At 64.1% G+C, this 24,521-nt stretch carries 28 protein-coding genes; 8 read left to right on the forward strand and 20 right to left on the reverse strand.

What is annotated here, in order from left to right; genetic code table 11:
• The first annotated feature begins 128 nt into the window (after positions 1 to 128).
• Genes ACIU1A_RS29280 through ACIU1A_RS29295 form a run of 4 tightly spaced genes read left to right on the forward strand, consistent with a single transcriptional unit; the run spans position 129 to position 3,972 of the window.
• Positions 129 to 995 carry a carbohydrate ABC transporter permease gene (locus ACIU1A_RS29280; RefSeq protein WP_404925915.1) on the forward strand — a complete coding sequence of 289 codons (867 nt, stop codon included), beginning with the start codon at positions 129 to 131 and terminating at the stop codon, positions 993 to 995.
• Between the two features lie 11 nt (positions 996 to 1,006).
• Entirely contained in the window at positions 1,007 to 1,819 is an 813-nt protein-coding gene (locus ACIU1A_RS29285) for a carbohydrate ABC transporter permease (RefSeq protein WP_140559032.1), read from the forward strand.
• A gap of 15 nt (positions 1,820 to 1,834) precedes the next feature.
• A complete protein-coding gene (locus tag ACIU1A_RS29290; protein ID WP_404925916.1) occupies positions 1,835 to 2,881 on the forward strand; it encodes an NAD(P)-dependent alcohol dehydrogenase in 1,047 nt (348 codons plus the stop codon).
• A gap of 2 nt (positions 2,882 to 2,883) precedes the next feature.
• On the forward strand, positions 2,884 to 3,972 hold the full coding sequence (locus ACIU1A_RS29295) for an ABC transporter ATP-binding protein (RefSeq protein ID WP_404925917.1): 1,089 nt from the start codon (positions 2,884 to 2,886) through the stop codon (positions 3,970 to 3,972).
• Between the two features lie 8 nt (positions 3,973 to 3,980).
• On the opposite strand, the gene ACIU1A_RS29300 is transcribed toward ACIU1A_RS29295, so the two are convergent.
• The 9 genes from ACIU1A_RS29300 to gcvA form a co-directional block, all read right to left on the reverse strand.
• Entirely contained in the window at positions 3,981 to 5,567 is a 1,587-nt protein-coding gene (locus ACIU1A_RS29300; RefSeq protein WP_404925918.1) for an FGGY-family carbohydrate kinase, read from the reverse strand.
• Positions 5,564 to 6,247 carry an HAD family hydrolase gene (locus tag ACIU1A_RS29305; protein WP_140491356.1) on the reverse strand — a complete coding sequence of 228 codons (684 nt, stop codon included), beginning with the start codon at positions 6,245 to 6,247 and terminating at the stop codon, positions 5,564 to 5,566. The genes ACIU1A_RS29300 and ACIU1A_RS29305 overlap by 4 nt, the downstream gene beginning before the upstream one ends.
• 9 nt (positions 6,248 to 6,256) lie before the next feature.
• Entirely contained in the window at positions 6,257 to 7,735 is a 1,479-nt protein-coding gene (locus ACIU1A_RS29310) for a mannitol dehydrogenase family protein (RefSeq protein WP_404925919.1), read from the reverse strand.
• A gap of 160 nt (positions 7,736 to 7,895) precedes the next feature.
• Positions 7,896 to 8,666, reverse strand: a complete 771-nt coding sequence (locus tag ACIU1A_RS29315; protein ID WP_404925920.1) for an L-iditol 2-dehydrogenase — start codon at positions 8,664 to 8,666, stop codon at positions 7,896 to 7,898.
• On the reverse strand, positions 8,663 to 9,667 hold the full coding sequence (locus ACIU1A_RS29320; RefSeq protein ID WP_140514369.1) for an ABC transporter ATP-binding protein: 1,005 nt from the start codon (positions 9,665 to 9,667) through the stop codon (positions 8,663 to 8,665). The genes ACIU1A_RS29315 and ACIU1A_RS29320 overlap by 4 nt, the downstream gene beginning before the upstream one ends.
• 63 nt (positions 9,668 to 9,730) lie before the next feature.
• Positions 9,731 to 10,555 carry a carbohydrate ABC transporter permease gene (locus tag ACIU1A_RS29325; protein ID WP_140491348.1) on the reverse strand — a complete coding sequence of 275 codons (825 nt, stop codon included), beginning with the start codon at positions 10,553 to 10,555 and terminating at the stop codon, positions 9,731 to 9,733.
• Between the two features lie 11 nt (positions 10,556 to 10,566).
• Positions 10,567 to 11,439: a carbohydrate ABC transporter permease gene (locus tag ACIU1A_RS29330; protein WP_140491346.1), complete on the reverse strand. Its 873-nt coding sequence runs from the start codon at positions 11,437 to 11,439 to the stop codon at positions 10,567 to 10,569.
• A 125-nt stretch (positions 11,440 to 11,564) separates the two neighbouring features.
• Positions 11,565 to 12,875, reverse strand: coding sequence for a sugar ABC transporter substrate-binding protein (locus ACIU1A_RS29335; protein ID WP_140491344.1), 1,311 nt, complete (start codon positions 12,873 to 12,875; stop codon positions 11,565 to 11,567).
• 212 nt (positions 12,876 to 13,087) lie between these two features.
• Complete coding sequence (gcvA, locus tag ACIU1A_RS29340) at positions 13,088 to 13,993, reverse strand: transcriptional regulator GcvA (protein WP_140524183.1); 906 nt, start codon at positions 13,991 to 13,993, stop codon at positions 13,088 to 13,090.
• Positions 13,994 to 14,103: 110 nt separating this feature from the next.
• On the opposite strand from gcvA, the gene ACIU1A_RS29345 reads away from it, so the two are divergent.
• Positions 14,104 to 14,289, forward strand: a complete 186-nt coding sequence (locus tag ACIU1A_RS29345) for a hypothetical protein (protein ID WP_140514372.1) — start codon at positions 14,104 to 14,106, stop codon at positions 14,287 to 14,289.
• Positions 14,290 to 14,336: 47 nt separating this feature from the next.
• Here the strand turns inward: ACIU1A_RS29345 and ACIU1A_RS29350 are convergent, their stop codons facing one another.
• Positions 14,337 to 15,296: a sugar-binding transcriptional regulator gene (locus ACIU1A_RS29350; protein WP_140491340.1), complete on the reverse strand. Its 960-nt coding sequence runs from the start codon at positions 15,294 to 15,296 to the stop codon at positions 14,337 to 14,339.
• Between the two features lie 256 nt (positions 15,297 to 15,552).
• Here ACIU1A_RS29350 and ACIU1A_RS29355 point away from each other — a divergent pair, with 256 nt between their 5' ends.
• Positions 15,553 to 16,185, forward strand: a complete 633-nt coding sequence (locus ACIU1A_RS29355) for an HAD family phosphatase (RefSeq protein WP_140491338.1) — start codon at positions 15,553 to 15,555, stop codon at positions 16,183 to 16,185.
• Between the two features lie 2 nt (positions 16,186 to 16,187).
• On the opposite strand, the gene ACIU1A_RS29360 is transcribed toward ACIU1A_RS29355, so the two are convergent.
• The 9 genes from ACIU1A_RS29360 to ureC form a co-directional block, all read right to left on the reverse strand.
• A complete protein-coding gene (locus tag ACIU1A_RS29360) occupies positions 16,188 to 16,955 on the reverse strand; it encodes a class II aldolase and adducin N-terminal domain-containing protein (protein WP_140514376.1) in 768 nt (255 codons plus the stop codon).
• A 77-nt stretch (positions 16,956 to 17,032) separates the two neighbouring features.
• Entirely contained in the window at positions 17,033 to 17,674 is a 642-nt protein-coding gene (gene ureG, locus ACIU1A_RS29365) for an urease accessory protein UreG (RefSeq protein ID WP_140554600.1), read from the reverse strand.
• Entirely contained in the window at positions 17,671 to 18,111 is a 441-nt protein-coding gene (locus ACIU1A_RS29370; RefSeq protein WP_140563595.1) for a DUF3995 domain-containing protein, read from the reverse strand. Before ACIU1A_RS29370 ends, ureG begins: the two co-directional genes overlap by 4 nt.
• Positions 18,108 to 18,779, reverse strand: a complete 672-nt coding sequence (locus tag ACIU1A_RS29375) for an urease accessory protein UreF (RefSeq protein ID WP_404928032.1) — start codon at positions 18,777 to 18,779, stop codon at positions 18,108 to 18,110. Before ACIU1A_RS29375 ends, ACIU1A_RS29370 begins: the two co-directional genes overlap by 4 nt.
• Entirely contained in the window at positions 18,772 to 19,344 is a 573-nt protein-coding gene (gene ureE / locus ACIU1A_RS29380) for an urease accessory protein UreE (RefSeq protein ID WP_404925921.1), read from the reverse strand. The genes ACIU1A_RS29375 and ureE overlap by 8 nt, the downstream gene beginning before the upstream one ends.
• Entirely contained in the window at positions 19,341 to 19,946 is a 606-nt protein-coding gene (locus ACIU1A_RS29385; protein ID WP_404925922.1) for a glutathione S-transferase family protein, read from the reverse strand. The genes ureE and ACIU1A_RS29385 overlap by 4 nt, the downstream gene beginning before the upstream one ends.
• A gap of 45 nt (positions 19,947 to 19,991) precedes the next feature.
• A complete protein-coding gene (locus ACIU1A_RS29390; protein WP_404925923.1) occupies positions 19,992 to 20,585 on the reverse strand; it encodes a hypothetical protein in 594 nt (197 codons plus the stop codon).
• Positions 20,586 to 20,635: 50 nt separating this feature from the next.
• Complete coding sequence (locus ACIU1A_RS29395; protein ID WP_140491324.1) at positions 20,636 to 21,124, reverse strand: DUF29 domain-containing protein; 489 nt, start codon at positions 21,122 to 21,124, stop codon at positions 20,636 to 20,638.
• Positions 21,125 to 21,250: 126 nt separating this feature from the next.
• Positions 21,251 to 22,963, reverse strand: a complete 1,713-nt coding sequence (ureC, locus tag ACIU1A_RS29400; RefSeq protein ID WP_404925924.1) for an urease subunit alpha — start codon at positions 22,961 to 22,963, stop codon at positions 21,251 to 21,253.
• A 167-nt stretch (positions 22,964 to 23,130) separates the two neighbouring features.
• Between ureC and ACIU1A_RS29405 the strand changes: the two genes are divergently transcribed.
• Positions 23,131 to 23,508: a hypothetical protein gene (locus ACIU1A_RS29405; protein WP_140514392.1), complete on the forward strand. Its 378-nt coding sequence runs from the start codon at positions 23,131 to 23,133 to the stop codon at positions 23,506 to 23,508.
• Between the two features lie 132 nt (positions 23,509 to 23,640).
• A complete protein-coding gene (locus tag ACIU1A_RS29410; RefSeq protein ID WP_140514393.1) occupies positions 23,641 to 24,129 on the forward strand; it encodes a hypothetical protein in 489 nt (162 codons plus the stop codon).
• A gap of 80 nt (positions 24,130 to 24,209) precedes the next feature.
• On the opposite strand, the gene ACIU1A_RS29415 is transcribed toward ACIU1A_RS29410, so the two are convergent.
• On the reverse strand, positions 24,210 to 24,515 hold the full coding sequence (locus ACIU1A_RS29415; RefSeq protein ID WP_404925925.1) for an urease subunit beta: 306 nt from the start codon (positions 24,513 to 24,515) through the stop codon (positions 24,210 to 24,212).
• Positions 24,516 to 24,521: the final 6 nt, after the last annotated feature.

A 24,521-nucleotide genomic window follows, 5' to 3' on the forward strand; every position in this document is an offset into this window, starting at 1 on the left:
CCACGGCATTCGGTGGAGCGCCGGAACCTGTGCGCCGCAGGTCTTGGTTCATCATTGCGGTTTGAGCCAGCCTTCGCGCGAAAGGTCAGTCATGCTCAATCGTTCGAGACGCAGCAGAGGTTAGACAGATGCCGCGACGCTCATCCCTGCCGGTCACCTTCGTCGTGCCGACACTCGCCATCCTTCTGGTGCTGTCGATGGTGCCGACGCTCTACGCGGTCGTCATCGCCCTGCAGAACCGTGAACTCAGCTCGACAGCCTATTCCTATGTCTGGTTCTCGAATTTCGCCGACCTGTTCGTCGACCGCCGCTTTCTCAACGCCGTCTGGGTGTCGGTGAAATGGGAATTCGTCACGGTTATCGCGACGATGACGGTCGCCATCGGACTGGGCGTCCTGATGTTCGAGGTCGCCTCGCCGCGCCTTCGCAACGTCTATTGCCTGCTGTTCATCATCCCGGTCCTGCTGCCGCGCGTCTCGGCGGCCTTCGTCTGGAAGTTCGCCTACCATCCGCTCTACGGCATCGCCACTTACCCCTACCGGCTGCTGACCGGTGGGCTGATCTTCGATCCGCTGTCCAAGCCGTCGACGGCGCTGTTCGCCGTCGCTTCGGTCGACGTCTGGCAATGGGGCCTGTTCTTCGCCGTCATCGTGCTGAAGCTCCTGGAAACGCTGCCGCCGCAGCCGATCGAGGCGGCCCGGCTCGACCATGCTAAACGCTGGCAGATCCACGCCTATGTGACCTTGCCGATGCTCAAGGCGCCGCTGATCAGCCTGATGTTCGTCAAGATGATCGAGTCGCTGCGCTCCTTCGACCTGATCTATGTGATGACCCGCGGCGGTCCGGGCGTGGCGACCGAAACGCTCGACATGTACGCCTTCTCGCAAGGCTTCATCGAGTCCGGCAAGGTCTCCTACGCCTCGGCGATGGCGGTGCTGATGATGATCGCAACGGTCATCACCTTCACCATGCTCTGGAAGCGGGTGCAGGCATGAGACCATATCGCATGAGACCCGGCCGCCTGATCGGCAAGACCGTGCTGGCGTTTGCAGGCTTCATGGCCGTGTTTCCGTTGCTGTGGACGGCGCTCAATTCGCTGAAGAACAATGTCGACATCATCACCCGCGTCCCGCGCCTGGTGTTCACGCCGACGCTGGCCAACATCAGCTATATCGTCGGCCGCGACAGTGTCATGACCGGCCTCTACAATTCGGTCGTCGCCTGCGGCTGCGCGGTACTGATCGGCGTGGTGCTCGGCCTGCCGGCGGCTTACGCGGTGGCGCGCTACCCGAACCGCTGGGCCGGCGACATCCAGTTCTTCGTTTTGTCGCTTCGCTTCCTGCCGCCGGTGGCGGTCGCCATCCCGCTGATGGTGATCTGGCTTCAGCTGGGGCTTTACGACACGCTCGCCGCGCTGATCGTCACCTATTGCCTGCTCACCATCTCGGTGATCATGTGGCTCGCCATTCCCGCCTTCCAGGCCGTGCCGAAGGAGGTCGAGGAAGCCGCCTTCGTCGATGGCTACGGCGCCTATTCGGTGTTCTGGAGGGTCGCGCTGCCGGTCGCGGCGCGCTCGCTGATCGGCGCGGTGGCTTTCAGTTTCGTGCTGGTCTGGAACGAGTTCCTGATCGCGCTGATGCTGTCGAGCTCCAATGCCAAGACCTTGCCGATCGTCGCCTCGGAACTCTCCCAGCAAGGCATGAATGTGCCGTGGGGAATCCTGAACGCCTCGGTCGTGCTTTTGTCGCTGCCGCCGCTGTTGTTTCTCGGCGTGCTCAGCGGCTTCCTGAATTCCGTTTTCCGGCAAAAAAAGACTTGAAGCGAGGACGACACGATGCGGGCACTGGTGCTTGAGAAAAAGGGCGAGCTGTCGCTGCGCGAAATTGCGTTGCCGCTCGAGGTCGGGCCGGACGACGTCAGGATCGCCATCCACACGGTCGGCGTCTGCGGTAGCGACGTGCATTATTACACCCATGGCGCCATCGGCAGCTATGTCGTGCGCGCGCCGATGGTGCTCGGCCACGAAGCGTCCGGAACGATCGTCGAGATCGGCGCCAATGTCCGGACGCTAAAGGTCGGCGATCGCGTCTGCATGGAACCAGGCGTACCGAATCTGTCGTCGCGGGCAACCAAGCTCGGCATCTACAATGTCGATCCGGATGTCACCTTCTGGGCGACGCCGCCGGTGCATGGCATTCTTGCGCCGCAAGCCGTGCATCCGGCCGCCTTCACCTACAGGCTGCCCGACAATGTCTCCTTCGCCGAAGGCGCGATGGTCGAACCTTTCGCCATCGGCATGCAGGCGGCGGCGCGCGCGCGCATCGTTCCGGGTGACGTGGCCGCTGTCGTCGGCTGTGGCCCGATCGGCATCATGATCGCGCTGGCCGCCCTGGCCGGTGGTTGCTCGAAAGTGCTGATTTCCGACTTCTCCGCGCCCAAGCTCGAAATTGCCGGGCGCTATCCCGGCGTCGTTCCGGTCAACATCGGCGAGCAGCCGCTGGTCGATGCGGTGCGCGCGGCCACCGACGGCTGGGGTGCGGACATCGTCTTCGAGGCCAGCGGCAGCCCCAAGGCCTTCGCTGATTTGTTCGACGTCGTGCGCCCTGGCGGCGCGGTGGTGCTCGTCGGGCTGCCGGTGGAGCCGGTAGCGCTCAACGTGCCGGCGGCCATATCGAAGGAAGTCCGCATCGAAACCGTGTTCCGCTATGCCAACATCTTCGACCGCGCCTTGCAGCTCATCGCTTCCGGCAAGGTCGATCTCAAGCCGCTGATCACCGGCACCTATCCCTTCTCCGACAGCATTGAGGCTTTCGAGCGGGCGGCGGCAGCGCATCCGCAGGACGTCAAGCTGCAGATCCTGCTCAGCGGCGAAAAGGGCTGACCATGTCCGCGATCACCTGTTCCCATGTCGACAAGGCCTATGGCACCACGACGGTCATCCGCGACCTCAATCTCTCGATCGAGGAGCACGAGTTCGTCGTGTTCCTTGGCCCGTCCGGCTGTGGCAAGTCGACCTTGCTGCGCATGTTGGCGGGGCTGGAGGACATCAGCGGCGGCGAGGTCTCGATCGGCGGCACGGTGGTCAACGATCTCGATCCGGGCGACCGCGGCATCGCCATGGTGTTCCAGAACTACGCGCTCTACCCCCACATGACGATCTTCGACAACATCGCCTTCGGACTGCGGCGCCAGAAAGTTCCGGCGGCCGAGATCCAGAAGCGGGTCGAAGCGGTGTCAAGGACGCTCGGGCTGGAACCCTATCTCGGCCGCAAGCCGGCCGAGCTTTCCGGCGGCCAACAGCAGCGCGTGGCGATCGCGCGCGCCATGATCAAGACGCCGAAAGTCTTCCTGTTCGACGAGCCGCTGTCCAATCTCGACGCCAAGCTGCGCAACCACATGCGCGTCGAGATCGCGCGGCTGCACCAGTCGCTGAAGACCACCACCGTCTATGTCACCCATGACCAGCTCGAAGCGATGACGCTCGCCGACCGCATCGTGCTGCTCAAGGACGGCGTCATCGAGCAGGTCGGCTCGCCGGCGGAAATCTACGAGCGGCCGGGCAATCTGTTCGTTGCCGGCTTCATCGGCACGCCGAACATGAATTTCATCGATGTGACGGTGGCCCGGAAAGAAAATGGCTGGACGCTGACCAATGGCGGAACTGTCTTCACCCTCGACGGCTCGCGCTTCAAGCTACAACATGGCGAGCAGGCGGTGCTTGGCATCAGGCCTCCGGATCTCAAGCCCGCGACCCCCGGCAGCGCCGGAAATTTCCTGGCGGGAACGGCCGATCTCATCGAGTTTCATGGCAACGATGCACTGGTGACATTCGCTCTTGGCGGCAAGGAGATCAGCGCACTCGTTCCCAGCCGCGTCTGCCCAACTATCCGCAGCGATGTCCGCTATACGTTTGACGAATCGGATATGCATCTGTTCGATGCCAAGTCCGGCCTATCCTTGTTGACACGGTAAGGCGCGTTCTACTGGATCGCGTCGAGCGCCTGGCGTTGCCGGTGCATCTCCAGGAAAATCCGGTAGTCGCGATCGAAGCGGGCGCCGGCGGCCGGGTTGGCGGCGCGCGTCCTGCCGCCCTGCTGCATGGCAAGACAGGCCGCATTGAGGTCGGGGAAAAGCCCGGCGGCGGTCGCCGCCACCATGCCTGTGCCGAGCAGCACCGCCTCGTCGGCCAGCGGCTCGACCACCGTGCAGCCGGTGGCGTCGGCATAGAGTTCCATCAAGAGCGGATTTTTGGTGTGGCCGCCGGTGACATGCAGCGTGTCGATGAGATAGCCGTTCTCGTTCAGCGCTTCCAGCACGTGGCGCACGCCGAGCGCGATGCCGACGGCGGTGCGCCAGTAAAGCCGGCACAGGCTGTCGAAGGAGGAATCCAGCGTAAGGCCGCTGACCACGCCGACCGCATGTGGATCGGCGAGCGGCGAGCGGTTGCCGTGAAAGTCGGGCAGCACATGCAGCCGGCCGGCAAGGGCGTCGCCCTCCGCCGTGCGCAGCTCGGCGACGCGGCTTGCAATCCTCGCATGCATGGCCGCGTTCGGCTCGCCGCCCGCGCCGTGCCAGCGGATGATGTGGTCGAGCAGGGCGCCGGTGGCCGACTGGCCGCCCTCCGACAGCCACAGCTTCGGCAGCGCGGCGCCGTAGTATGGCCCCCAGACCCCGGCGAAGGGCTGCGGATCGGGTGACATCGCCATGACGCAGGAGGATGTGCCGGCGATCAGCGCCAAATGACGGCCGATATTCCGCTCGTCGCCGGCAAACCCGCCGAGCACGCCAAGCGCACCGGCATAGGCATCGATCACCCCGGCGCCGACCCGGCATGTCTCCGTCAGGCCGAGCTCCGCCGCTGCTTGCGCGCTCAAAGAGCCGATGTAAGCGCCGACCGGACTGGCCCTTTCGGGCAGATTGCCGTGCTCGAAGAGGTCGCCGAGGCCGACGAGTTCGAAGAAATCGCGCTGCCATGCGGGTTCCCGGTGCGCCAGATAGGTCCATTTGGCGGTCAGCGTGCACTGCGAGCGGGCCAGCGACCCCGTTGCCTGCCAGGTCAGGAAGTCGGTAAGGTCGAATAGATAGCCGGCTTTATTCCAGGTCTTCGGCAGGTTTCGCTTCAGCCACATCAGCTTCGGCGTCGCCATTTCCGGCGACATGACGCCGCCGATATAGTTGAGCACCTCATGGCCGCTCGCCGTGCATTCGTCGGCCTCGGCGATGGCGCGGTGATCGAGCCAGACGATGGTATCCCAGCGCTCCTCTCCGGTCATCGAAACGCTGAGCTGGCCGCCTTGCCTGTCGCGCACGACCAGCGAGCAGGTGGCATCGAAGGAAATGCCGGCAATGTCCTCGGCGGCAACACCGGATTTTTCGCGGGCCGCACGCACCGCGGCGCACACGGCTGACCAGATATCGCGCGAATCATGCTCGGCGTGATCGGCCTTCGGCTGGTGCATGGCGATCGGGTGCTCGGCGCGGCCGAGCAAGGTGCCACTGGTGTCGAGAATGCCCGCGCGGGCGCTCCCGGTGCCGACATCGACCGCGCAAACGAACTGTTTCGTCAAGATGCTCTGTCTCTCGCTCCCAGGCCTGCAATCAGATCGGGCAATTGCAGCATGTCAGCGAATATAAAGTCCGGCTCACTCGACGCAAGCCGCGCTTTCAGGGCAGGGTTGCCGGCATGCGCGCCGCCGGTGAAGGCGAACACGCGCATATCAGCCGCCCGCGCCGCCGCGACGCCGGCGGGGCTGTCCTCGATCACAAGGCATTTGCGCGGATGCGCCCGCATCGAGGCGGCGGCATGAAGGAACAGGTCGGGCGCCGGCTTGCCCCTGGCCACCATGCCGGCACTGAACAGATGCGGCTCCATCAATCCGAGCAGGCCGGTGACGTCGAGCGCATAGCGGATGCGGTCGAGCGTGCCCGAGGAGGCGACGCAGAACGGCAAGCCAAGCCTCGGCAGCACTTCCTTGACGCCGGCGATTGGCTTCAGCTCCTCGCGAAATTTGCGCATCAATTCGACGCGCATCGTGGTCAGGTGCTGATCGGTGATGGGCAGGCCGAAGTCGCGGGCGAGGATCTCGCGCACGCTCTTCATGCTCTTGCCGAGGAAATGCTCGTAGGCCGTGTCTTCGCCAATGCTGCCGCCGGCAAGCGCAATCATGCCGAGCAGCGCCGAGACCGACAGCGCCTCGCTGTCCACCAGCACGCCGTCGCAGTCGAAAATGACCAGTTCCGGCGCCATGGTCCCGTTTCAGAGCTTGCCGGCGAGGTAGCGCGTCAGCGTGGCGCGCGTGCCATCCGTCCACAGCAGGTTCAATGCATGCGCGAAAGCCTCGACGAACGCGGTGGCGCGCCCGACATCGCCATAGATGTCTTCCATCGCAAGCCAGGCGGCGGGCGCGTCCTTTGCCGCCTTTGCCGTCGCCTGCAAGCGGTCCCAGTTCGGATCGTTGGGCTCGATGACCGCGCCGCTGTCCGTCGTGCCGAAGCAGTAGCGGCACCACAGCGCCGATTCCAGTGCCAGGCCGGCGACGCTCTTTCCCGCCTTCAGGCGGTCGGCGATGGTCGGGATGATGAATTTCGGCTGGCGATTGGACCCGTCGAGACAAAGCCGGCGCACCGTGTCGCCGATCTTGGGGTTGGAAAAGCGCCTTTCGATGAGCTGGTAATAATCCTCCAGGACCGTGTCTGGCACCGGCGGTACGGTCGGAATGATTTCGTCATGCTCGAGCTTGTCGAGAAAGCCGCGCACCAGCGGCTCCTGCATCGCCTCATGCACGAAATGGATGTCCATCAGCCCGGCCGGATAGGCGATGGTGGCATGGCCGCCATTGAGGATGCGGATCTTCATAAGCTCGTAGGGCGCGACGTCTTTGACGAACTGCACGCCGACCTTTTCAAGCGGCGGCCGGCCGTCGGTGAAATGGTCTTCCAGCACCCATTGCCGGAAGGGTTCGCAAAAGACAGGCCAATTGTCCTCGACGCCGAAATCCTTGGCCAGGATCGCGCGTTCGCGGTCCGACGTGGCCGGCGTGATGCGGTCGACCATCGCGTTCGGGAAAGCGACATTGCCGCCGACCCAGGCCGCCAGATCCTCGTCGATCAGGCGGGCCAACCCGATGACGCCATCCGACGTGACATGGCCGTTGTGGGGAATGTTGTCGCAGGACATCACCGTGAACGGTGCGATGCCATCGCCGCGCCGCCGCACCAGGCCGGCGAGGATGATGCCGAACACGGTCTTCGGCGTTGCGCCCGGCTGCGCATCGGCGACGATATCGGGATGCGTCGGGTTGAACACGCCGGAGGCAGGATCGATGAAATAGCCGCCTTCGGTGATGGTCAGCGACACGATCTTGATCGCCGGATCGGCCAGCCGTTCGATGATGGCGGCGACATCGCCGGGCGTCAGGAAGTCGATCATGGCGCCGGTGACGCGGGCGCTCATATGCCCCTCATCCTGCTCGACCACCGTCGTCAGCCAGTCCTGCTCTTCCAGTTTGCCGCGGCCGGTCTTCTCGCCCTCGAACACGCCGGCGCCAACCAGCGCCCAGTCATGGCCGATGCCATGGTTGAACAGGTCGTCGAGATAGACGGCCTGGTGCGAGCGGTGGAAATTGCCGACGCCGAAATGCACGATGCCGGCCTTCAGCGCTGCGCGGTCGTATTTCGGACCTGCGACCCTGGCGGGCAGGTTGGCGAGATTGGCGGAAGAGAGTTTCACGGTCATCTGTTTACCCTTTGGCCGGGTTGCGGCCTTCGTTACCCTTCTCTCCCCTTCACCGGGAGAGGGTAGGAAGCGGCACATGCCTTCCGAGGCGATGCGGCCGCCACCTTGATGTTGGCCTCTTCTCCCCGCGGAGGCACGGGGAGAAGAGGCCGCCCCCGCCTCAACTCATCCACTGGCCGCCATCGACATTGTAGGTCTGGGCGACGATGTATTCGGCTTCGTCGCTGGCCAGGAACACGGCCATGCCGGCGAGGTCCTCCGGTCTGCCCATGCGGCCGTAAGGCACGCCTTCGCCGACCAGTCTTTTCTTTTCGCCCTTGGGCCGGTTTTCGTATTTGGCGAACAGCGCGTCGACCTGGTCCCACATGTCGCTGTCGACGACGCCAGGCGCGATGCCGTTGACGTTGATGCCGTGCTTGATCAGGTCGAGCCCGGCCGACTGGGTCAGTGAAATGACCGCCGCCTTGCTGGCGCAGTAGACCGCGACCAGCGCTTCGCCGCGCCGCCCGGCCTGGCTCGCCATGTTGATGATCCTGCCGCCCTTTCCCCGCGTGATCATCGAGCGCGCCGCCGCCTGCAGCATGAACAGCGTGCCGGCGACATTGACCGAGAACAGTTTTTCATAGCTCGCCCGCGAGATCTCGACGATCGGCGCAAGGTCGAAGATCGCGGCGTTGTTGATCAGTATGTCCAGGCCGCCGGTCCTGGTTTCCACCGCCTGCACCGCGGCATCGATGGAGGCCTGGTCCGTGACGTCGAGCTTCACCGCGTAGGCCTTGCCGCCGATCTCGGCGGCCGTCTTTTGCGCCGCCTCGAGGTTGATGTCGGCTATGGCAACGGTGGCGCCTTCGCCGACATAGGCTTCGGCGAAGGCCTTGCCGATGCCGCGCGCCGACCCGGTGATCAGCGCCGATTTGCCTTTCAGCCTCATGCCGCCGACGCCTTGCCGTCGGGGCCGAAGCGATGCAGCTTGGCCTTGTCGGGCGTGAGATAAATGCTGTCGCCATGGTGGACGCTGAGTTCGCCGTCGGCGCGCACCGTCAGCGGGCCGACACCGTCGGCCTGGACATGCAGGAAGGTGTCGGATCCCAGGTGTTCGGCAACGCCGACTGTTGCCTTCCAATCGCCCGCCGTGGTCGAGATCGCCATGTGCTCGGGCCGGATGCCGATGGTCTTGGCGCCGTACTTCGCCGCCGGGGCGCCTTCGATCAGGTTCATTTTCGGCGAGCCGATGAAGCCGGCGACGAACAGGTTCTTCGGCGTCTTGTAGAGCTCCATCGGCGAGCCGACCTGCTCGACATTTCCGGCATTCAGCACGACGATCTTGTCGGCCATGGTCATCGCCTCGACCTGGTCGTGGGTGACGTAGATCATCGTCGTCTTGAGCTGGTGGTGCAGTTCGCTGATCTCCAGCCGCATCGTGCCGCGGAGTGCCGCGTCGAGGTTGGACAAGGGTTCATCGAACAGGAAGGCCGAAGGCTGGCGCACGATGGCGCGGCCGATGGCGACGCGCTGGCGCTGGCCGCCGGAAAGCTGGCCGGGGCGGCGCTCCAGATAATTGGTGAGGTTGAGCACGCGCGCGGCGTCCTTCACCTTCCTGTCGATGGTCGCCTGGTCCTCGCCCGCCATCTTCAGCGGAAAGGCGATGTTCTTGGCCACCGTCATGTGCGGGTAGAGCGCATAGGACTGGAACACCATGGCAAGCTTGCGCTTGGCCGGCGCCTCGCCGGTGACGTCGCGACCGTCAATGTTGATGGTGCCGCCGCTGGTGTCCTCCAGGCCGGCGATCAGGCGCAGCAGCGTGGACTTGCCGCAGCCCGACGGGCCGACGAAGACGACGAACTCGCCGTCCTCGATGACGAGATCGATGTTCGGAATGATCGACGTCGAGCCGAAGGATTTCGAGACGTTCTTGAGCGTGATATTTCCCATGCTTTCCTCCCGGTGGATTTCCGTCCGCCGCCTGGCGCACGCTGCTACTTCACGGCGCCGCCCCTACTTCACCGCACCGAAGGTCAGGCCGCGCACCAGTTGCTTCTGGCTGAACCAGCCCATGATCAGGATCGGCGCGATCGCCAGCGTCGAGGCGGCCGAGAGCTTCGCCCAGAACAGGCCTTGCGGGCTGGAGAAGGAGCTGATGAAGGCGGTCAAGGGTGCTGCTTCCGTCGTGGTCAGCCGGATCGTCCAGAACGCTTCGTTCCAGGCCAGGATGATGTTGAGCAGCATGGTCGAGGCGATGCCCGGCACCGCCATGGGTGTGAGCACATAGATGATCTCGTTCCACAGCGAGGCGCCGTCCATGCGCGCCGCTTCCAGGATCTCGCCGGGGATTTCGCGGAAATAGGTGTAGAGCATCCACACCACGATCGGCAGGTTGATCAGCATCAGCATCACCATCAGGCCGATGCGGCTGTCGAGCAGGCCGGTGTCGCGGAAGATCAGGTAGATCGGAAACAGCACGGCCACGGCCGGCATCATCTTGGTGGACAGCATCCACATCAAAATGTCTTTGGTCCGCTTGGTCGGCGAGAACGCCATCGACCAGGCCGCCGGAATGGCGACCAGCAGGGCCAGGATGGTCGAGCCGACCGAGAGCAGCACCGAGTTCAGGAAGAACTTGAAATAGCCGTTCTGCGCCTGGACCTCGGAATAGCTCTCGAAGGTCCCGGACGGGATCAGGTTGAAGCCCTGGATCGCCTCCTGTTCCGACTTGAACGAGGTGATGATCGTGTAGAGGATCGGGAAGAAGATCAGCAAGGCGACGATCCAGGCGGCAGCCGTCGCGATCGTCTTGTGCCGGGTTGTGACTGCGCGTGCCATCTTTTCCTCCCTTATCTGTCCAGGTTCTTGCCGACGGCGCGCATGGCGAAGAAGGCGACGATGTTGGCGAGAATGACCGCGATGATGCCGCCGGCGGAGGCCTGGCCGATTTTGAATTCGAGCAGCGCCTTCTGGTAGACCAGGAAGGGCAGGTTGGTGGAGGCGTATCCCGGGCCGCCATTGGTGGTGACGAGGATCTCGGCATAGACCGAAAGCAGGAAGATCGTCTGGATCAGGATGACGACGGTGATCGCGCGCGACATGTGCGGCAGCGTCAGGTAGATGAAGCGGCTGATGAAGCCGGCGCCGTCCATCTCGGCGGCTTCCTTCTGCTCGCCGTCCAGCGACTGAAGCGAAGTCAAAAGAATGAGCGTCGCGAAAGGCAGCCACTGCCAGGCGACGATGATGATGATGGCGGTCAGCGGATATTGTCCGAACCAGTCTATGGGCTGGAGGCCAAAGAACCGCGCTATGTCGGCGAAGACGCCGTATTGCGGATGCATGATCATGTTCTTCCAGACCAGTGCCGCCACCGGCGGCATGACGAAGAACGGCGAGATGACGAGGATGCGCACGATGCCCTGGCCCCACATCGGCTGGTCGATCAAAAGCGCCAGCAGGATGCCTCCGACCACGGTGATCACAAGCACGCTGACGACGATCAGCAGCGTGTTCAGGATCGATTGCAGGAAGGCCGGGTTGGAATAGAACAACGCGTAATTGGAGAAGCCGACGAAGCCGTCGCGGATCGGATTGAGCGGATTGTACTGCTGGAAGGAGAACCAGAGCGTGAGCGCCAGCGGAACGACCATCCAGACGAGCAGCAGGACGACGGATGGCGCCATCATGAAACGGGCAAGCGAACGGGTCTGCTGAGTAGCCATGACGGTCACCCTTCAAGGATCGGACGGAATTTTCTCGAGCTGTCGGGAAGTGGCCGCCCGAACTGGGTTTCGGGCGGCCGTTGCCGGCCATGGTCGGCGACCGGCCTTAGGCACCAGGAGGAGCCTTACTGGATGTAGCCGCCCTCGGTCATCGCCGCGGTTGCGGCGTCCTGGGCCTGCTTCAGCGCGTCGTCGACGCTCGACTGGCCGGCAAGGGCTGCCGAGAACAGCTGGCCGACGGTGGTGCCGAGGCCCTGGAATTCGGGGATGGCGACGAACTGCACGCCGACATAGGGCACCGGCTTGACGGTCGGATGCGTCGGGTCGGCGGCATTGATGGAGTCCAGCGTCATCTTGGCGAACGGAGCCGCCTTCTGGTACTCTGGATTGGCATAGAGCGAGGAGCGCGTTCCCGGCGGAACGTTGGCCCAGCCTTCCTTCGAGGCGACCAGTTCTGCATAGTGCTTGCTGGTTGCCCATGACACGAACTTCTCGGCGGCATCGGCCTTCTGCGTGCCGGCGGGAATGGCCAGCGACCACGCCCACAGCCAGTTGCCGCGCTTGCCGAGCCCATTGTCAGGCGCCAATGCGTAACCGACCTTGTCGGCGACCTGCGAGGCCTTGGGATCGGAGACGAAGGAGGCGGCGACGGTGGCGTCGATCCACATGCCGCACTTGCCCTGCTGGAACAGCGCCAAATTCTCGTTGAAGCCGTTGGAAGACGCGCCCTCCGGCCCGTCGGCCTTCATCAGGTCGACATAGAACTGCAAGGTGTTCTTCCATTCGGGCTGGTCGAATTGCGGCTTCCAGTTCTCGTCGAACCAGCGCGCGCCGAAGGAGTTCGACATGGCGGTCAGGAAGGCCATGTTCTCGCCCCAGCCGGCCTTGCCGCGCAGGCAAACGCCGTTCACGCCATTGGCGCGGTCGGTCATCTTGTCGGCGGCCTGCTTGATGAAGTCCCAGGTCGGCGCGTCGGGCATCTTCAGCCCTGCCTTCTCCATCAGGTCCTTGCGGTACATGACGAAGGAGCTTTCGCCGTAGAAGGGCGCGGCATAGAGCTTGCCGTCGACCGAGAGGCCGCCGGCGATCGCCGGGATGATGTCCTTGGCGTCGTAGTCGTCGCCGAGCTTGTCGAGCGGCAACAGCCAGCTCTGCTTGGCCCAGATCGGGACCTCGTAGGTGCCGATGGTCATCACGTCATACTGGCCGCCCTTGGTGGCGATGTCGGTGGTCACGCGCTCGCGCAGCACGTTCTCTTCCAGCGTCACCCAGTTGAGCTGGATGTCGGGGTTCGCCTTGGTGAAGTCGTCGGTCAGCTTCTGCATGCGGACCATATCGCCATTGTTGACGGTGGCGATGGTGATGGATTCGGCATGTGCCGCGAACGCGAGCGCGCTGGCCGAGCACAAGCCCAGGATGAGCGTACGAAGTTTCATCAAATTCCTCCCATGGACCAAGATGAGCATTTGCCTTGGCTATGAGCAATTACTCACTAAGAATGAATTATGTCAAGCCAGATTCGATGGTGCAGCGCACACTCGATGGAGGAGCGCCGACCTGGCGCGTTGCAAATGGCCGTCCCGCAGGCGCGGACCGGGCGACAACGGCGATCTGGATGGAGCGCGGTTTTGATCCTGGAGTTAGCCGGTCAGCAGGCGATCTCGGCCAGGATCCAGTCGCGGAAAGCGCGGATCTTCGGCACGTTGCGGCGCGCCTCCGGATAGACCAGCCAGTAGGCGTGGCCGTCGTCGCCGACCAGGTCGAAGGGCTGGATCAGGCGGCCGTCGGCGAGTTCCGCCTTGAACAGCGCCCTGGTCAGGACCGCCACGCCATGGCCTGCAATGGCCGCATTGGCCTCATAGGCCTGCGCGCCCATGCTGCTGCCGGGGCGCTTGGCAAGGTCATGGCTTTGCACGCCCGCGGCCTCGAACCATTGCGTCCACCAGATGTCGCCGGGATCGAGGATAGGCAGCTTGAGCAGATCGGCCGGTTCCTTGACGCCGCCGATGCTCGCGGCGAGCTTGGGGCTCAGCATCGGCGTGAAATCGGCGTCGAGCAGCTTGTAGGCCTCCAGTCCCGGCCATTTGCCGCCGCCCGAGCGGATGGCAAGGTCGACATCCTCGCGGGCGAAATCGGTCAGGCGGCTGGATGTGTCGAGCCGCACGGCAAGGGCGGGATGCGCGATCTGGAACGAACCCAGATGATGCGCCAGCCAGTTGGAGGCAAAGGTCAGCACCGTGGTGACGCACAGCAGACCGTCCGCCCCGCCGCGCGCCGCCGCATAGGCCTGGCCGAGTATGGCGAAGGCCTCGCTGACCGCCGGCGCCAGGCGCTGTCCGGCTTCGGTGAGCTCGATCTGTCGCGGCCGGCGCAGGAAAAGCGGCGCGCCGACCCGCTCCTCCAGCACCTTGATCTGATAGCTGACCGCTGCCTGCGTCATCGCCAGTTCCTCGGCCGCTTTGGTGAAGGACAGATGCCGCGCCACCGCTTCGAACACCCGGATCGCCTGCAGCGGCGGAAGCTGCGCAACCTGTCGCGAGCTGAGATCCGGCATAAAGCCTCCTTATGGGTCCTTATCGACGTTCGATTGGCAAAGGCGGCCGGCAAGACCGACATTCATCCTCAGCCCGTCACTCGGGTTGAAGATAGCGAAGGTTGACGATCATGACCATGGCGCAGCAAAAATGCACTCCCGCTCCGGATCATCGCTGGATTTCATGGCTTGCGGACGGATTCGGCTGGTTCGCGACCAGGAAAAAGGCGCATCTCGACATCAGGGACCTGTCACCGCACTTGCGGCGGGACCTTGGCTTCCTCGACGGCAACGACCCCTTCGGACGGCATGGATAGCCCGCCCGGATTTTATCGCAAATCGATGTTGCCTCGAGGCTTTTGGCTCATCCGCTCGCCAGCAGGGCGGCGGCGGTTCGTTCGTCGGTGATGAGGCCGTTGACCAGCCGGCGGTTCACGGCCGCCAGGATGCCCGGCAGCTTGCGTTCACCCATGGCGAGCGCGATGACCAGCGACTTCTCGCGTGACGGCAGGGCCGCCGACGACACCCGGTCGTTGGTGATGCCCTCGATCATGCGGCCGTCGCGATCGAACACCCAGCCGACAATTTCGGCGACGCCGCCGGCCTTCTGTAGCGCCTTCAGCTCGGCGTCGGAGATGAAGCCGTCCTCATAGAGCGGCGCCTTCGGGCCGAGGTCGCCGATGCCGACGAAGGTGACGTCGGCCTCCGCGGCCAGCGCCAGCGTCGGCTGGATCATCGGCTGGCTGAGCAGCATCTCGCGCTCCTGCGGCGAGGAGGCGATGACCGGCAACGGCATCGGGAACGACCGCGCCTTGACCCTGTCGGCCATGGTGAAGATGACGTTGTAGAAAGCGGCCGAACCGTCGGGCGAGATATTGCCGGTCAGGGACACCACCTTGTGCTGTGGGCACTCCATCGGCGGCAGTTGCTCGATCGCCGCCTTCAGCGTACGGCCGGTGCCGATCGCCAGCACGATCGGCGCCGGCGATCTCAGCCGCCTCTCGATTTCCGCTGCCGCCGCCTCGGCGATGCCGATCGTTGTCGACGACGAGGTCGGGTCGCTCGGCACCACCTCGACCAGGTCGAGCGCGAAGCGCGACTTCAGGCGGGCGGCGAGGTCGAGGCAGTTGGCGATCGGATGGTCGACGCGCACCTTGATCAGGCCTTCCGACACTGCCAGCGACACCAGCCGCTGCGCGGTCTGCCGCGAGATGCCGAGCGTGGCGGCGATCTGGTCCTGCGTGTTGCCGGCAACGTAATAAAGCCAGCCCGCGCGCGCGGCATCGTCCAACCTGTTGCTGCCGCCCTCCTGCCGGTTGTTCACGTCCTGCCTCCCGAAACCGCCGGTCATGGAGGCGGTCCGCGCCTACTTTCGCAGGGAACCGCGCGCTGCGCAATTGTCAAATCGCCAGGGCAATTGCTTGCGCATGCGGGCGTGGGATCGGCCGGATCATCGTCGGCCTGGGGATTCCACGGCAGGCAAAAGGAGGATTTCCGTTCCGACAGGTGGCACGTTCTGCCGTCCGGATGGTTTATCTCGCGGGGTAAACCCTTTAAGGGAACGCCAAAAGGAGCGTTGCATGACACCGAAAGCGGTTTTCTGGGACATGGACGGCACGCTGGTCGACAGCGAACCGCTGCACGAAGCAGCCCTGGTGGCGGCGATGCGCAATGTCGGCCTTCAGCCTCCGCCCGACCTGCATGAGCGCGTTCTCGGGGTGGCTGCCTGGCCGGTCTACCTGATGATGCGCGACGAGTTCGGCCTGGATCTGCCCTTCGACGAGTGGATCGTCCATAAATACGAGCATTATCTGCCGCTTGTCACGACATTGAAGCCGCGCCCCGGTGCGATCGAGATCTTCAACGAATTGCGCGCACTTGGCGTGCAGCAGGCCGTGGTCTCGAATTCCGACCGCATGATCGTCGACGCCAATCTGCACATGGTCGGCCTGATCTATCCAGGCATGAAGACCATCAGCCGCAACGACGTGCGCGAAGGCAAGCCGCAAGCCGAGCCGTTCCTGCGCGCCGCCTATCTGGCCGATGTCGATCCCGCGAACGCGGTGGCGGTCGACGACAGCTGGCCGGGCGCCATGGCGGGGCTGGCGGCAGGCATGAAGACGATCTTCTGGCCGGAAAAACCGATGGACGGCCCGCCCGGTGCGGTGGTCATCAACAGCGCCGAGGAATTGCGGGCTGAACTGGGGCTTTAACTTCAGTTCCGGTAGACCGGCTCCTGCTCGTCGAGGATCGCCTTCAGCTCGCTGAGATGCCGCTCGGCCTGGCCGGGATAGTCGTCCATTTCGCTTGCCGCCTTCTCGGCGATGGCGTCGGAAAGCGTGCGCAGCGGACGCCCGGTCCACAGCGCCTTGATGTAGGTCTCGGCGGCGCGTTCGAAATAGAACATGCGGTTGAAAGCGTCGGCCACCGTGTCGCCGATGACCAGCACGCCGTGATTGCCCATCACCATTACCTTGACCTTGGGGTCGGTCAGGAGCTGCGAGCAGCGCTCGCCCTCTTCCTCGAAGGCCAGCCCGCCATAGTGGGCGTCGACGACGTGGCGGTTGAAGAACATCGCCGAATTCTGGTCGACCGGCGGCAGCCTCGAATCGGCAAGCGAGGCCAGCACGGTGGCATGGATGGAATGCACATGCATGACGCAGCGCGCGTGGCGGACATTGCGGTGGATGGCGCCGTGCAGGCCCCACGCCGTCGGGTCGGGCGCATTCGGGCCGGACAGCGTCTCGGGATCGTTGGCGTCGATCATCAAAAGGTCGCTCGCCTTGATGCGCGAGAAGTGCACCTGATTGGGATTCATCAGGAATTTTGTGCCGTCTTCGTTGACCGCCAGCGAGAAATGGTTCGCCACCGCCTCATGCATGTTGAGCCGCGCCGTCCAGCGGAAAGAGCAGGCGAGATCGACGCGCTCCTCGTAGAAGGGCAGGTTGGTCAGCTGTTCCTTTTGCAGGCGGGCGATGCTCATCGAAAAATCCTCCGGGTTTTAGGAACAATGCCGTGCCCTGCTTGTGCCCGCAACCGGTTTCGGTTGGTGCAGCCGGCTCACGCCGCCGTGCTTGCGGCGGCCCCGACCTTCAAGCCGCCATGCTCGACGATGAAATCGATCACCTCCCGCAACCCCTTGCCGCGCGACAGGTCGGTGAAGCCAAACGGCCGTTTGCCGCGCATGCGGGCGGCGTCGCTCTCCATCACGTCGAGATTGACGTTCACATAGGGCGCCAGGTCGCTCTTGTTGATGATCAGGAAATCGGAACGGGTGATCGCCGGACCGCCTTTCCGCGGGATCTCCTCGCCCTGGCAGACGGAGATGACATAGAGCGTGAGGTCGGCGAGATCCGGCGAGAAGGTGGCGGCAAGGTTGTCGCCGCCGGATTCGATGAAGATGATGTCGAGATCGGGGAATTTGCGGTTGAGCTCCGCGATCGCCTGCAGATTGATCGAGGCGTCCTCGCGGATGGCGGTATGCGGGCAGCCGCCGGTCTCGACGCCGACGATGCGCTCCTCCGGCAGCGCCTGCAGCCGCGCCAGCATCATGGCGTCTTCCCTTGTGTAGATGTCGTTGGTGACGACGGCGATGGAGAATTCCTCACGCAGCGCCTTGCACAGTTTCTCAGTGAGCGTCGTCTTGCCCGAACCGACGGGGCCGCCAATGCCGATGCGAAGGGGACCGTTGGGCTGCGTCATGTCGGGAACTCCGTGATGGCGAGAACTGCGAAGCCGAGCCCGATCAGCAGGCACAGCGGCGAATAAAGGCTCCTATCGAGCCGCGCGAAAGGCTGTTCCGGTGCCAGCCGGCGCCACCGGGGCGTGAAGCCGGCAATGCCGCGTCCGAGAAACACCAGCCCGATCAGCAGCGCGGTGGCGGCGAGGCCTTCCCTGGGAAAGGGCGAGGCAAACACACCCTCCAGAGCCATCGGCCAGAGCGTTGCCAGCGCCAGGCAGGCGGCGACGGCAAAGCAGGCGAACGGCGCCGGCATCTCGTCGACGCCGCGAAAGCCGACGACCGCATGCGCGCAGGACGCCGCATCCTTGCCCGGCCATATCCCGCCAATGCCCCAATAAACGTGCAACGCGGTGATCACCAGCAGGACGAATGAGAGGACGAAGGCAAGGACGATCATGAGCGGAACAATCGCGAATACTGGGTTTCGTGCTGCATCGCCACAACGTCCGAGACAAAGGCGCAACCGCCGAGATCGTCCATTGTCGAGCGGGATGCGCGGGCGGCCGTCGCAAGGGCCAGTACTTCGAAGCTGGCGAGCAGCATCACGGCGTCGCTCTGGCCGATGACACCCAGCCGGATTGCAGCCTGGACGAGATTGGAGAAGAAGGCCTGCAGGAAGGCGGACAGGGCGTCCGGCAAGGCGATGCCGTTTCCGCCGGCGACCGCGCCTACGGCGACGCAATAGGCACACTCCGCCGGCAGGCGCGCCCGCACCGGGTTGGGCCACGCCGCCGCGGCCTTCAGGAAAGCAGCACCTTGCAGCATCGTCTCGGCATGGCGCTCGCGCGACCCGGCCAACGCCTCGGCCAGTGCGGCGACTTCGGCCAGATGGCCGCCGTCGCGGGCGTTGCGCCAGCTCTCCGCGAACAGCACTGCATCGTTCCAGGCGGAGCCCATCTCAACCAGCGTTTCAAGCCAAGCGGCGAGGCCCGCCGCATCGGTCACCAGCCCATCATGCACGGCGCGCTCGAGGCCATGGCTGTAGGAAAAGCCGCCGACCGGAAAGACCGGCGACAGCCATGCCATCAATCGCAGCAGGGCGATGCCGGATGGCTGATCAGTCATGGTGATCATGGTGGTCGTGCGAATGGTTGTGCGAATGCGACCCGCCGTGGCTGTGCGCTTCGGCGTGGCTATGGGCGTGCGCATGGCCGTGGTCATGGCCACCGGAATAGGCGCCCCGCACCGGTTTGAACGGTTCGGAAACCTCGCTCACCGTGGCGCCCAGGCCTTGCAGCATCGCCTTGATGACATGATCGCGCAGGATGAGGATGCGCTCCGCCTCTATCGCCGCCGCGAGATGGCGGTTGCCGATGTGCCAGGCAAGCTCGGCCAGATGCACGGCGTCGCGGGCGCGGACATCATAGACCTCCTCCGGCGCCGCGATGATCTCGACGTGGCGGCCGTCTTCCAGCACCAGCCTGTCGCCGTCGTTGAGGGTGACGGGCTCCGGCAGGTCGACCAGTACCTTGCTGCCATCGGACAATTCGATCGCCCGACGGCGCAGATGCCGCTCGTCATGGGCAAGAACGGCACGACCGGATGGCGCCGTGGTGCCGGCATTGCCGGACGTCAGCACCGAGATGGCGCGCGGAAATTTCGTGAAGTCGGTGTTGAGGTTGAGCTTCATTTCATGGCTCCGCCATTGGCTTGCGCCCGGGCACGGGCAGGGCGTGAAAGCACGCGGTCGAAATAGGCGTTGACGCGGTCGGATTCGACCGGGAACCGGCCGGCGCGCGCCCAGCCGCCCATGTCGCCGAGCAGCACGTCGACAGCCGAGAACCGGTCGCCGAGCGCGAACGGCTTGTCGCCAAGCCGGCGCTCCAGCGCCTTGACCTCGGAGGCGAAATCGTAAGCGGCTGCGGGGCCGACATCGACCCGGACTTCCTTGGGCAGCAGGAAGCGGTGGCGCAATTTGTTCCATAATGGCGCTTCCAGCTCGGACTGGGCGAAATGCATCCAGGAATCCATCTCGGCGCGGCCTGCGAGGCCGGGACTGGCGCCCATGCCCTTATCCGCGTGCTTATCGGCGAGATAGACGCAGATCGCCGCCGAATCCGTCAGCGTCAGCTCGCCGTCGATCAGGATCGGCACCTTGCCCGAGGGGTTGAGCGCATAGGCTTCGGGCGAGCGCAGGGGAATTTCGACGAATTCATAGGCCTGCCCGAGTTCTTCGAGCATCCACAGAACACGGCTGACCCGGGATCCACGCGATCCGACGGCCTTGTACATGGTTGAACCCTGCCTTTCCCGGTCAGCTTAGAGCATCCGCGGCCGTCATACGATCGTGTCGAACAGCCGCAGGATGAACGATATCTGATAGATCAGCGCCGCGGCGACGAAGGCGATGTGAAAGCGGCGGTCGCGCACCAGGATCGCGGCGATGCACAGCGCGACGAAGACTGGCGTGCGGAACAGATATTCGTTGCCGAAGCGGGCGAAATGCTCCGGCCCCTTCAGCAGCGTGTCGATCACGTCGAGCACGTAGGTCGCGGCCAGCAGGCCGAAGAACCAGGCGCGGCGCGAATAGAAGAAATCCTCATAGCTGGTGTAGTCGAGCATCGAATCCGGAAACAGCAGCGCGCAGAGCAGGAACAGGGTGATGGCGTAGAAGATGATGAACAGGTACTTGCCGAAGGTCCATGTTTCGATGGCGTAGAGGCCGAACTCCCACCACCAGAAATGCACCAGCATCAACAGCACCGAAGCGACCCAGGCCAGATGCACCGCATAGAGCCGGTACTGGCCGGGATGCTGGACGATGCGCGCCACCCCCGACAACAGGCGCGCGACGCCGAGCCCGATCACCATGCCCATGACGATGCGGATATGCGGGAAGATGTCGTGGGGCGAAGCTATTTCGGTGGCCATGCCGAATGCTCGCCAGGTGATGGAACGTCCGTCAACACACCACTATCAGTCTATTCGCGCATAAGGTTGTCTGAAGACCACGGTGATCCTGGGAAATAATCATCGTCCAAGATTTCCTTGATCCCATAGGGGCAATGGACAGGGAAATCCCGATCTCTCAGGCCTGTTTCGTCCAATGCCTTTAATCTTGCTATCTTGAACTCTCGGTCGAGCACCTGCGCAGGATATTTTTTGAGGCTCGGACTTTCATCAAGCAGGCCCTCAATCCGAAGCCGTTGCTCCCGAATTGTCAGCAACCAGCCCGTTTTGCGCTGCTCAGACTGAAACTCCCATTTTAGCAAGTGAAGGACCAAAGTGCCAAGCCTGCTCGCAATTTCCCTTTTGTCGCTCCGCCCCAAGCTCTCGATCTCCTCGGCAACATTCTCACGATCGAGGTCGGAAAGACGACCTTCGCGCAGCAACGCGCCCTGCTCGGCGCACCACTGAGCATAGTCGGCCTCGTAGGGCGTCAATTGCTGTTTGCGAAATATCTTGTTCATTGAGGAGATATTGCTCCCAAAGTGCACAATTTCCAAGTCCGCGGAGAACGAGTGGGCCCATTCGGGCAGTCGGCACAACCCACTCACCGCCGCATTTAACGAGGGCAATGGCTCGCGGCGATCTTATCAAAACAGAAAATATCGCTGCGCCATCGGCAGCACCGTCGCTGGTTCGCAGGTCAAGAGTTCGCCGTCGGCACGAACCTCGTAAGTCTCGGGATCGACTTCGATATGCGGCGTGGCGTCGTTGAGCACCATGGAGTGCTTGCCGATGCCGCCACGCGTGTTTTCGACCGCGGCGAACTGCTTGTCGACGCCGAGCCGGCCGTGCAGACCGGACTCTAGTGCCGCCTTCGAGACGAACGTTACCGACGAGTTGGTGCGCGCCTTGCCATAGGCGCCGAACATCGGCCGATAGTGCATCGGCTGCGGCGTCGGGATCGAGGCGTTGGGGTCGCCCATGGGAGCGGCCGCGATCATGCCGCCGATCAGTACCATATCAGGCTTGACGCCGAAGAAGGCCGGGTTCCACAGCACCAGGTCGGCGCGTTTGCCGACAGCGACCGAGCCGATGTCCCTGGACAATCCATGCGCGATGGCAGGGTTGATCGTGTATTTCGCGATATAGCGGCGGACGCGGAAATTGTCGTTGTTGCCGGTCTCCTGCGGCAGCGAACCGCGCTGGCGCTTCATCTTGTCGGCGGTCTGCCAGGTCCGGATCGCCACCTCGCCGACGCGGCCCATCGCTTGTGAGTCCGAGGAGATGATCGAGAAGGCGCCGATGTCGTGCAGAATGTCCTCCGCCGCGATGGTCTCCTTGCGGATGCGGCTTTCGGCGAAGGCGATGTCTTCCGGGATCGACGGCGACAGATGGTGGCAGACCATCAGCATGTCGAGATGCTCGGCCAGCGTGTTGACCGTGTAGGGCCGCGTCGGGTTGGTCGAGGACGGGATGACGTTGGGCAGGCCGCAGACCTTGATGATGTCGGGCGCATGCCCGCCGCCCGCGCCTTCGGTGTGGAAGGCGTGGATGGTGCGGCCCCCGATCGCCGCCACCGTGTTCTCGACGAAGCCGCTCTCGTTGAGCGTATCGGTATGGATCATCACCTGAACGTCATGGTCGTCGGCGACCGACAGGCAGCAGTCGATCGCGGCCGGCGTCGTGCCCCAGTCCTCGTGCAGCTTCAGCGAGCAGGCGCCGCCCAGCACCATCTCCTCGAGCGCTGCGGGCAGGGAAGCGTTGCCCTTGCCCGACAGGCCGATATTCATCGGGAACGCATCGAAGGACTGGATCATGCGCGCCATGTGCCATGGCCCGGGCGTGCAGGTGGTGGCGAGCGTGCCGTGCGCCGGGCCGGTGCCGCCGCCGAGCATCGTGGTGATGCCCGACATCAGCGCTTCCTCGATCTGCTGCGGACAGATGAAATGGATATGCGCGTCGAAGCCGCCCGCGGTAAGGATCTTGCCCTCGCCGGCGATGATCTCGGTGCCGGGGCCGATGATGATGGTGACGCCATCCTGTGTGTCCGGGTTGCCGGCCTTGCCGATTGCCGCGATGCGGCCGTCCCTGAGGCCGATATCGGCCTTGAAGATGCCAGCGTTGGCGTCGATCACCAGCGCATTGGTGATGACGGTGTCGACCGCTCCTCCAGCGCGGGAAACCTGGCTCTGGCCCATGCCGTCGCGGATGACCTTGCCGCCGCCGAATTTCACCTCCTCGCCATGAATGGTGAAATCCCTCTCGACCTCGACGAAGAGTTCGGTATCGGCAAGCCTCACCCTGTCGCCGACCGTCGGCCCGTACATCTGCGCATAGGCGGCGCGGGTTATTCTGGCCATCAGTGATTGCTCCCGAATTGCGGTGCTGGTGAAACCGGGCTGCACATTGCTGCCATCCAATGGTCACGCAATGACCCGCTGGTCGACACCTTCTGATCCCATTTGGCGGTTGAGGTTGGAGGGTCACCCCAAAACGACCGTTTGCCAAATCGATGGAAGGAAAATCCATGCGCAAAACGATAGTTCTCGCCGCTGCCGCCACCCTGATGCTGGCGGGTGCCGCCAGTGCCCAGCAGCAGCCCGCGCAGCAGCCCGCTCCGGCAGCGCCGGCCGCGCCCGCCCCCGGCGGGCAGCAGGCCGCGCCGACGATCCAGAGCGTCAACATCGTCGACATCACCGAACTGCCGAAGGACACCCAGACGCAGGTCAACCAGGTGATCGCCCAGCGCGGCGATGCCGGCCTGCAGAAGCTGCGCAGCTCGATCGATGCCACGCCCAAGGTCAAATCCGCCCTCGAGGCCAAGGGAATGACCTCGGCGCAGGTGGTCGCGGCCAGCATGGAGCCCAACGGCGCCCTGACCCTGATCACCAAGAAGGCGAGCTGACGGCGCGCCTGCGCGGCGGGCCGTCGTCCGGTCCGCCCGCGCTATCTGGAAGGGAACCTTGGCCGGGCAGGAGCCGTTTCGTTTCATCGGCGCTGAACGGCGCCGCGAAACGAACCCGTCCAGGAGCGAGCGATGGCGACCAACCCCGGCAAGAGACGGCTCTATGCCTTCGCCTCCATGGCATTCCTGGCGGCGGGCAGCCCCGGAGCCTCCCTTCACGCACAAGGACTCGAAAGTCCCGAGACCGTCAACCGGATCATCGGCTCGGACGTCAAGCAGGAAGAAACCAGGAGCGATGCCGAAGCGGGCAAAGTTGCCAGGGCGATCGACCGGACGCGTGAAAACATCGGCACGGTGCGCAAGACCTCCAAGCTCGACAAGGTCGACATCGTGTTCCTGACCGATGCCGCGCGCACCGAAGGCGGTCCGCCGCCGGCGATCGAAACCAAGGTCAAGCAGCATCAGGACGACATTGCGGAGCTGCGCAAGGAGATCGAGGCCAACGCGCTGCTGTTCAACGCCATCGACTCGCGACGCGTGCTTGCGCAGGACGTTCTCGCCGTGGAATTCGACGACCCCGGAAAGATCGTCATCTATGCGGCGGCCAAGCCGTCCGATTGAGCCGAGGGCACAACTCGCTTTCGTGCTGGCCCGAAAGCCCTTTGCCCTCTTTGCACGCCGCGCATGAGACGCCCTCGGCCTCACAGCCTGCCCATCACCTTCTGCTGAAAGCCATAGACCTCGCGCTTGCCGCCCAGCGGCACCAGCGTAACGTCGCGCTCCTGTCCGGGCTCGAAGCGCATGGCGGTGCCGGCGGCGATGTCGAGGCGCATGCCGCGCGCCTGTTCGCGGTCGAATTTCAAGCCCTCATTGGTCTCGAAGAAATGATAGTGGCTGCCGACCTGGATCGGCCGGTCGCCGCTGTTGGCCACTTTGAGCGTAACCGTCGGCAGGCCTTTGTTCAGGTCGATGTCGCCGTCGGCGGGAATGATTTCACCTGGGGTCATCGTTCG

Origin of the sequence: Mesorhizobium maamorense, from assembly GCF_044998965.1 — a bacterium.
Lineage (GTDB): Bacteria > Pseudomonadota > Alphaproteobacteria > Rhizobiales > Rhizobiaceae > Mesorhizobium.